Origin of the sequence: Nocardioides sp. CF8, assembly GCF_000389985.1 — a bacterium.
GTDB classification, from domain to species: domain Bacteria; phylum Actinomycetota; class Actinomycetes; order Propionibacteriales; family Nocardioidaceae; genus Nocardioides; species Nocardioides allogilvus.
The window spans coordinates 44424-52845 of the sequence record NZ_CM001852.1; the positions used below are offsets into that span (position 1 = coordinate 44424).

The following is an 8422-nucleotide window of genomic DNA, read 5'->3' on the forward strand; positions in this document are numbered from 1 at the left end:
GGTGTCACGGCAGGGAGGCGTCCTCACACCGTGGTAGTGACACTGTGACCCAGCGCCTACGCTGGACAAGTCAAAGGGGGAGGGTGATGTCGGGAGTACGGCGAGCGCGGGCGGCCTTGGGTGCGGGGGTGCTCCTGCTCGCGTCCGCGTGTGGCGCAGAGTCACCAGCCACACCCACCACTCCAGCGCCGTCGACGTCCTCCTCGACGAGCACGCCGACCCCGCCGGCCGAGACCGAGCCGCCTGTGGCGGACCCGGCGCACGCCGTCGAGCCACCGGGCCCGCGCAAGGGCGCGCTGGTGCTCGCCGACCTGATCATCAAGGACCAGGACGCCCTGGACCCCGAGGTGATCGAGGAGATCAACGCGCTGAGGACCGTCAAGCGGTCGCTGGTGCTCTCGCTCGGCAACGTCGGCATCGAGAACAGGGTCATCAACATCGGTGCGGTCGACCCGTCGACGTACCGCAACTTCACCATCGCGGCGTCCGCCGAGCTGCAGGAGCAGTGGGACCGGGTCGCCGGGGGTGAGGTCGCGCTGGAGAAGTCGCTGGCCGAGCAGCTGCAGGACAAGGCGGGCTACCTCCAGCTCGGCAACGACGAGGACGCCCCGACGGTGCACATCGGCGCCTATGCGCCGCAGGTGCCGCAGATCGACGCCGTGGTCAACGAGAAGTGGGGCGAGGAGCTCGGGATCCCCACCGACAACGCGATGCTGGTCAACACCGGCATCTACTCACCGCGCGACGTGATGGAGAAGCTGCAGAAGATCGTCGGCGACGACGCGGCCGTGTCCATCCTCGGTCCGGACCTCGACCCCGGTGCCGAGCAGATCGCGGTACTGAGCGGCGGCTCGGTCGCCGAGGCCGTCGGCACCTTCCGCTACACCGTGCTGGGTGGCGGCCGGATCGCGCCCGAGCAGTCCTGGGTCACCGCCAACATCCGCACCGAGCCGGTGCCGATCCTGGGCAACGTCACCTGCCACAAGGTGATCTTCCCGCAGCTGCGGGCGGCGCTGCTCGAGATCCAGACGACCGGGCTTGCCGACGAGATCAACCCGGGGGAGTACGCCGGGTGCTACTACCCGCGCTACATCGCCAACACCCAGCAGCTCTCGCTGCACTCCTTCGGCATCGCGCTCGACCTCAACGTGCCGGGCAACCAGCGCGGCACCTTCGGTGAGATGAACCGCGCCGTCGTCGAGATCTTCAAGAAGTGGGGCTTCGCCTGGGGCGGCGACTGGGGCTACACCGACCCCATGCACTTCGAGATGAACGCGCTCAAGGAACCGGCCTAGGGCATCAGTCGGCCCGCAGCGGGTGCGCGAGCTCGTCGGCCGGCAGCTTGGCCCACACCGTCGCGACGACCGCGACGACGACCGGCACGATGCCGGCGATGTAGAAGGTGTTGCGCAGCCCGATCGCGTCGGCCACGGGCCCGGCCAGCGCCATCGAGATCGGCATCAGCGAGATGCTGACGAAGAAGTCGAGGCTCGCGACGCGACCGAGCAGATCGGGTGGCACCCGGCGCTGCAGCAGCGTGCCCCAGATGACCATCGGCGCCGAGAAGAGCGCGCCCATCACGGCCGCGGCACCGATCACCATCCAGACGCGGTCGGCCACCGCGATCACGAGGAACGGCAGGCAGCCGAGTCCCCAGCCGACGTTCATCAGCGTGAGGTAGCGCCGCGGCATCCGCACGGATGCCATCGCCAGCGAGCCGAGCGCACCGCCGATGCCGAAGGCGGCCAGGACGTAGGAGTGGTCGTCGGGGCCGCCGCCCAGCGTGTCCTTGATCAGGAACGGGATCAGCACCTCGAGCGGGCCCATCATCACCAGGATCATCAGCGACGCGAACAGCAGCGTCGCCAGCAGCCACGGCGTGCGCACCATGTAGGCGAAGCCCTCGCGCATGTCGGCGAAGGCCGAGCGGACCGGGTGACTGGCGTGCGCCTCATCGAGGGTACGGCGGATGGCGGTCTGCGGAACCTTGGTGAGCACCACCAGCGCGACCGCGCCCACGACCGTGGCCACGGTGAAGGCGGCGCCGGGCGAGTACGCCCCGACGACCGCACCGGCCACGGCCGGCCCGACGGCCTGGCCGATGGTCGGGCGCACCATGCCCTCGAACCCGTTGACCGCCTGCAGGTCGGACTCGGGGATCAGTGCCGGCAGCCAGGCGGAGTAGGCGGGGTAGTAGAACGCCATGCCCATCCCGGACACGAAGGTGACGCACGCGAGGATCCAGATCGCGTTGAGGTCGGCGGAGGACAGGAACGCGACCAGCCCCATCGCCACCATCTCGACGAGCGCGACGGTGAGCAGGATCAGCTTCTGCGGCACCCGGTCGGCCACGACCCCGGCCAGCAGCGCCGGGATCAGCACGCCGACCGCGCTGGCGGTCATCACGGTCGAGAGCTGGCCCGGGCCGCCGCCGAGACGGATGACCTCCCAGACCAGCGCCACGATCCAGACTCCGCTGGCGAACGCGCTCGCGGCGAGGGCGAGCGCCAACCAGCGGTAGGCCGGGGTGCGGAACGGAGTCAGCGCCCTGGGCAGCCGACGACCGACCGTCTGGTCACCGACGACATCGCGAACCTGGTCGGTGATCGGATCCCCCATGGTGCCCAGTGTGGCGGGTGGCACCGACATCGGGCCATCGGGTTTCGTGGTCATGCCGCGAGGCTCCTCCTTCAGGTGGACTCGAGGTCAAGCCCGCTAGCCTCGGCCCCATGCGCGCCGTACAAGTCGAGACCACGACCGGACCCACCGACCTCAAGGTCAACGACGTCCCCGAGCCGACGCCCGGCCCCGACGACGTGCTCGTCGAGGTCCACAGCGTGGGGGTCTCCTTCCCCGACCTGCTGCTGAGCCGCGGGGAGTACCAGATGAAGCCGGAGCCGCCGTTCAACCTCGGCGTCGACTTCGCCGGCGTCGTCCTCGACCCGGGCAGCAGCGACTTCACGGTCGGTCAGCGCGTCGCGGGCGTGGCCGGCTGGGGCAACGCCGCCGAGGTCGTCGCCTCGCCCAAGATCTGGACCTTCCCGCTGCCCGACGCCCTGTCCTTCGACGAGGGCGCCGCGCTGCCGATGAACTACCTCACCGCGCAGTTCGCGCTCAAGCACCGCGGCGGCATCGCCGACGGCGACACGGTGCTCGTGCACGGTGCCGCCGGTGGCGTCGGCACCGCGACCCTCCAGGTCGCCAAGGGGTACGGCGCCCGCACCATCGCCGTCGTCAGCACTCCCGAGAAGGCGCAGGTCGCGCGGGACGCCGGGGCGGACGACGTGGTTTCGACAGGCTCGACCGACGAGCGGGCAGGGTTCCGGGACCAGGTCAAGGAGCTCACCGGCGGCCGCGGGGTCGACATCGTCCTCGACGTCGTCGGCGGCGACCTGTTCACCGATTCGCTGCGCTGCCTGGCCGAGCAGGGGCGTCTGCTGGTCGTCGGTTTCGCTGCCGGCCAGGGCATCCCCGAGGTCAAGGTCAACCGGCTGCTGCTCAACAACATCGACGTCCGGGGCGTGGGCTGGGGCGCCTACGCGATGACGCGACAGGACTTCATGCAGCAGCAGTGGGCCGAGCTTCTGCCCATGATCGAGACCGGCGTGGTGAAGCCGCCGATCGGAGCGACGTACGACATGGACGGCTTCGGCCAGGCGTTGGTCGACATGGACGACCGGAAGACGCTCGGCAAGTCGGTCGTGCGCGTCGGGCGGCGTTGACCCTGCCAGTTAGGGTCGGTGCGTGAGCATCCTGGATGACGCCCGCCCGGGCATGAACCCCGACATTCGTCCGCAGGACGACCTCTTCGGCCACGTCAACGGGCGCTGGCTCGACGAGACCGAGATCCCCAGCGACCGGTCGAGCTGGGGCCCGTTCGTGCAGCTGGCCGACGTCGCCGAGGCGCAGGTCCGCGACATCATCACCTCGATCGCCGAGACGCCCGCCGCGGAGCTGGACGAGGAGGGCCGCAAGATCGGCGACCTCTTCGCCTCCTTCATGGACGAGGCGAAGATCGACAAGCTCGGCACCCGCCCGATCCAGCCGCTGGTCACCGCCGTGGCGGGCCTGCGCGACATCCGCGACCTGGCCGCCTTCCTCGGTGAGTTCGAGCGGATCGGCGGCGCCGGGCTGTTCGGCTCCTACGTCGACACCGACGACCGCCAGTCCGACCGCTACCTCTTCCACATCACCCAGGGCGGCCTCGGCCTGCCGGACGAGAGCTACTACCGCGAGGACAAGTTCGCCGAGATCCGCGAGAAGTACGTCGCCTACCTCACCCGCCTGCTGGAGCTCGGGCAGCACGCCGACGCAGCCGGTGCGGCGCAGACGGTGCTCGAGATCGACACCAAGCTGGCGGCCGGACACTGGGAGCGCGCGGAGACCCGCGACGTCCAGAAGACCTACAACCTGATGACGCTCGAGGAGCTGAAGGCGCTCGCGCCCAGCTTCGACTGGGACGTCTACGTCACCAACCTCGGCGGCAACGACCAGACGATCGCCGAGACCTGCGTGCGGCAGCCGTCCTACCTCGCCCACCTGTCCACCGTCCTCGACGAGGTGGACATCGAGGACTGGAAGTCGTGGCTGCTCACGCACGTGCTGCGGTCCGCGGCGGCGTACCTCCCCAACGACTTCGTCGAGACCAACTTCGACTTCTACGGCCGCACCCTCAACGGCACCCCCGAGCTGCGCGAGCGCTGGAAGCGCGGCGTCTCGCTGGTCGAGGGCGCGCTGGGCGAGGCCGTGGGTCGCGAATACGTCTCGCGGCACTTTCCGCCGGAGTCCAAGGCGATGATGGACGAGCTGGTCGACAACCTGCTCAAGGCCTACCGCACCTCGATCGAGGCCCTCGACTGGATGACCGAGGAGACCAAGCAGAAGGCCTACGACAAGCTCGACACCTTCCGCCCGAAGATCGGCTACCCCGACAAGTTCCGCGACTACTCCAACCTTGTCGTGAAGCCGGGCGACCTGATGGGCAACATCGCCGCCGCCTCGGCGTTCGAGACCGACCGCGAGCTCGCCAAGATCGGTTCCCCGGTCGACCGCGACGAGTGGTTCATGCTGCCGCAGACGGTCAACGCCTACTACAACCCCGGCACCAACGAGATCTGCTTCCCGGCCGGCATCTTGCAGAAGCCCTTCTTCAGCCCCGACGCGTCGCCGGCCGAGAACTACGGCGGCATCGGCTCGGTGATCGGCCACGAGATCGGCCACGGCTTCGACGACCAGGGCGCGCAGTACGACGGCGACGGCAACCTCAACGACTGGTGGACCTCCGACGACAAGGCCGCCTTCGAGGTCAAGACCAAGGCCCTGATCGCGCAGTACGACGGCTTCGAGCCGCGCAACCTGCCCGGTGAGAAGGTCAACGGCGAGCTGACCGTCGGCGAGAACATCGGCGACCTCGGCGGCCTGACCATCGGCCACAAGGCGTTCGTGATCGCGGCCGGGGGCGAGGCGTCGGTCGAGGACCGGCAGGCCCTGTTCATGAACTGGGCCTACTGCTGGCGCACCAAGCGCCGCAAGGAGCAGGACCTCCAGTTCCTCACCATCGACCCCCACTCGCCGCCGGAGTTCCGCGCCAACATCGTGCGCAACCTCGACGAGTTCCACGAGGTGTTCGAGACGTCGGCCGACGACCTGCTGTGGCTCGATCCCGCGGAGCGCGTGCGGATCTGGTGACTCAGCGCCGGTGCGCCCGAGCTACTGAACAGTCGCGGGGTTCCCAGCGCTGAGGACCCCCTGACTGTTCGGTAGCGCGGAGTGGTCGCGGGCCTGTGGATGACGCGACGCACGTCCGGCCGAATCGGGGCAGCCTTGCCGCATGGCCAGGCACAAGTGGGATCCCGTGGCGCCGTACGCCCCTGTCGTGCACCCCGTGCGCGTGGGCGACGAGCTCACGCCCGATCGTGCTCGCGGCCGTGGACATCGGCGGACGGGGTCGGGGCTCTACGTCCCTGCCGCGGTCGACAACGGCGTGGCGCAGCAGCGCATCGTCGAGGAGGCGGCTCGGCTGCCACCCGGCGGGGCAGTCACGGGCTGGGCTGCGTGCCTGCTCCACGGCGCGGCCTGGCTCGACGGGCTGGATCGCGACGGTCGAACCCAGCTCCCGGTCGCCCTCGCCGTCGGCCCGCGGGGCGGTGTCCGCAAGACGTCCGGGATCGTCGTGTCGTTCGAGCGGCTCCCCGAGTGGGAGGTCTGGCGACGCTACGGCGTGCGCGTCGTCCGCCCCGAACGAGCAGTGTTCGACGAGATGCGTCGCCATGACCGCGACGAGGCCCTGGTCGTGCTCGAGTCCGCGCTCGCTGGGCGCATCACCTCCCTGCGGCGCTTTGCGGCGTACGTCGAGGGCCACCGCTCGGCGCGCAGGTTCGACGTGATCGCCTGGGCGCTCCCGCGTGCGCGCGGTGGCGCGCGATCTCCGCTGGAGGTGCGCGTGCGCACGCTGGCCGAGGAGCACGCCGGTTACGGCCGACTGCTGGTCAACCGCGTCGTCGAGACGCTCGACGGTGTGCGTATCGGCGAGGTCGATCTCATCGACGAGGAGTCCGGGACCCCGATCGAGGTGGACGGTGCTGAGCACCGCAACGCGGATCGCCAGGCGTGGGACATCACCATGGAGGAGGCCCTGCGCCAGGTCGGCCTGGAGACGGCGCGGGTGACGGGCAGCCAGCTGCGAGACCCGTCGACCCTGCTGCGGCGACTGGTCGCCGTACGCGCTCGCTCCCTCTTCCTTCCCGCGCATGCGCGGGCGTGGCGGCTGAGGCACAGGGACGACGACAACGAGCCCCTGCTCCAGGAGCGCGAGGCAGAGGCACTGTGGCACGAGGAGGTCTGTGCCTGAGCTACCGAACAGTCGCGGGGTTCCCAGCGCTGAGGACCCCCTGACTGTTCGGTAGCTCCGCAAAGCGGGCTGGTTGGATGGCCGGATGCTCAAGCCCGGCCACGACCAGTCCGCCCACCGCGTCCGGATGGAGTGGGGTCAGACGGGTGCGGAGGCGGTCGCCGCTGACGTGACCGTCGTGATCGACGTGCTCTCCTTCACCACGACGGTGAGCATCGCTGTCGAGCGCGGCATCACCGTCCTGCCCTTCGTCTGGAAGGACGATCGCGCGCGGGAGTACGCCGATGCGCGCGACGCCGTCCTGGCCGTCGGTCGCCTCGAGGTGCAGGCGCTCGCGGCCGGTGAGCCGCGCGGGATCAGCCTGTCGCCGGCCGCGATGGCGACGGTCGACCTGACCGGGGTGGAGCGGATCGTGCTGCCCTCGCCCAACGGCTCGACGATCTCCTTCGCCCTCGCCGACACCGGGTCGACGGTGCTCGCCGCGTCCCTGCGCAACGCCGGCGCCGTCGCGGCCCACCTCGCCCCGATGGTGCTCGCCGGCGCGACGTGCGCGGTGGTCCCGGCGGGCGAGCGCTGGCCCGACGGCACGCTGCGCCCGGCGATCGAGGACCTGTGGGGGGCGGGCGCGGTGATCGCCGGCCTCGTCGACCTCGGTGTCACCGGCCTGGGACCCGAGGCGCGGGTCGCCGAGCAGTCGTTCCGCGCCGCACGACCCGATCTCGACGCGGAGCTGGCGGCCTGTGCCGGCGGGGTCGAGCTGGCTGCGGCCGGCTACGCCGACGACGTCGAGGTCGCCGCCCAGCTCGACGTCAGCCGCGTGGTGCCGATGCTCGAGGCCGGGTCCTTCGTCGCCGCGGAGGGCTAGGCTCCCGTCATGACGGCCGAACGCACTCCGACGTCCATCAGTGGCGGCATCCTCGTTGGTCACGACGGCTCCCCGGCCTCGAGCGAGGCCGTGACGTGGGGAGCCGGGCACGCTGCCCGACTGGGTGTCCCACTGCACGTGCTGCGCGCCTGGAGCCTGACCAACGCGCCGCGCCCGGCGACGATGGAGCCGGGCTACGTCCCTCCGCCGGAGGACTTCGAGGAGGCCGTGCTCCAGCAGCTGACCCGCGACGTCGAGGCGCTGCACCTGCCGGCCGACTGCACGCTCGAGCTGCACGTCGTCCGCGGGCAGTCCTCGGCCAAGCTGCTCGAGGCCGCGGCGGGCGTCGAGATCGTGGTCGTCGGCGCGCGCGGAGCCGGCGGGTTCCGAGGCCTGCTGTTCGGCTCCACCGCGGACCAGGTGATGCGGCACGCGCCGTGCCCGGTCGTGGTGCTGCCGGTCGGGCGCGACTGAGCCGTCAGCCCGCCCGGGGCGTGCGGACGACGTGGGCCGCGCCTGCCTGCTGGCAGGCAGGCTGAGCGAGCGGTCCCAGGGCCACCACCCGGTCCATCGCGGCCAGCCCCACGTCCTGGTGCGTGATCCACACGATGCTCCGCCCCGCCAACGCAGCGAGCACGTCGCGGGTGACGGCCTCGGCGGTGGCGCTGTCGAGGTGCGCGGTGGGTTCGTCGAGCACGACGACCGGC

At 70.7% G+C, this 8422-nt stretch carries 7 protein-coding genes and 1 pseudogene; 6 read left to right on the top strand and 2 right to left on the bottom strand.

The window, feature by feature from the left end; all coding sequences use genetic code 11:
• The first annotated feature begins 245 nt into the window (after positions 1-245).
• On the top strand, positions 246-1295 hold the full coding sequence (locus CF8_RS00230; RefSeq protein WP_010831134.1) for a M15 family metallopeptidase: 1050 nt from the start codon (positions 246-248) through the stop codon (positions 1293-1295).
• A 4-nt stretch (positions 1296-1299) separates the two neighbouring features.
• Here the strand turns inward: CF8_RS00230 and CF8_RS00235 are convergent, their stop codons facing one another.
• The gene (locus tag CF8_RS00235) at positions 1300-2673 is read right to left on the bottom strand and encodes an MFS transporter (RefSeq protein ID WP_010831135.1); all 1374 of its coding nucleotides are present in this window, start codon (positions 2671-2673) and stop codon (positions 1300-1302) included.
• A 56-nt stretch (positions 2674-2729) separates the two neighbouring features.
• Between CF8_RS00235 and CF8_RS00240 the strand changes: the two genes are divergently transcribed.
• From CF8_RS00240 to CF8_RS00260, 5 genes are all read left to right on the top strand, one after another.
• A complete protein-coding gene (locus CF8_RS00240) occupies positions 2730-3722 on the top strand; it encodes an NADPH:quinone oxidoreductase family protein (RefSeq protein ID WP_010831136.1) in 993 nt (330 codons plus the stop codon).
• 22 nt (positions 3723-3744) lie between these two features.
• Positions 3745-5688, top strand: a complete 1944-nt coding sequence (locus CF8_RS00245) for a M13 family metallopeptidase (protein WP_010831137.1) — start codon at positions 3745-3747, stop codon at positions 5686-5688.
• 142 nt (positions 5689-5830) lie between these two features.
• A complete protein-coding gene (locus tag CF8_RS20545) occupies positions 5831-6850 on the top strand; it encodes a hypothetical protein (protein WP_010831138.1) in 1020 nt (339 codons plus the stop codon).
• A gap of 85 nt (positions 6851-6935) precedes the next feature.
• On the top strand, positions 6936-7715 hold the full coding sequence (locus tag CF8_RS00255) for a 2-phosphosulfolactate phosphatase (protein WP_010831139.1): 780 nt from the start codon (positions 6936-6938) through the stop codon (positions 7713-7715).
• A gap of 9 nt (positions 7716-7724) precedes the next feature.
• Positions 7725-8189: a universal stress protein gene (locus CF8_RS00260; RefSeq protein WP_010831140.1), complete on the top strand. Its 465-nt coding sequence runs from the start codon at positions 7725-7727 to the stop codon at positions 8187-8189.
• A gap of 4 nt (positions 8190-8193) precedes the next feature.
• Here CF8_RS00260 and CF8_RS22230 read toward each other — a convergent pair.
• Positions 8194-8422: pseudogene (locus CF8_RS22230) on the bottom strand (hypothetical protein); the annotation flags it as partial.